Annotated in this window: 1 pseudogene; it reads left to right on the forward strand. The window is 74.3% G+C overall.

Features of this window, described 5'->3' with window-relative positions:
- Positions 1-388 (forward strand): annotated as a pseudogene (locus AC27IO_RS25185) (hypothetical protein); the annotation flags it as partial.
- Positions 389-619: the final 231 nt, after the last annotated feature.

A 619-nucleotide genomic window follows, 5' to 3' on the forward strand; every position in this document is an offset into this window, starting at 1 on the left:
CCGCAGCGGCAACCCCTACACGCTGGTGGTGCGGGTCTCGGGCGTGGCGCTGGCCGACGGGGATGCCAGCGCGCGCTGGATGGCGGGCTGGTCCATCCATGGCGCATCGCGCGTGGGTGCCGTGCCCCAGGTCGCCGCGCGGGGCGTGCGCGCCGGCCAGGTCGTGGAGATGGCCGGCGCCGCGGCGCCCTTGAGCTTCAAGGAAGACCGCACGGTCCCGCCGGTGCTGGAGTTCGCAGGGGTGAGCAACCTGCGCATGGACCGGGTGCGGCTGGAGGTGTGGTCGGGCATGCGCTCGTCCAACCCGGTGGAACGGCTCATGCCGTGGATGCCCCTTCTCACCGGGGCCGTGTTTCTGGGCCTGATGCTGTGGTGGCGCCGCCGTTGAGCGGGCGGCGGGACAGCGACGGTGGGGCAGCGGCGCCGGGCCTTGGGGCCCGCGCGCGTCCAGTCACAGGTCCAGCGGCTTCCCGGGCTTCCACGCATCGGCGCGCCGCCGCGCTTCGGCGATATCGACCGGGCCCATCCTGCGGGCCAGCAGCTGAAGGTGCACAGCCCCGTAGCGGGGCAGGGTGAGCGGGTCTTCCGGGTTGCCGCGGCCCAGGCGGTCGGCCAGTTC

This window comes from Acidovorax sp. KNOB132 (assembly GCF_057541515.1).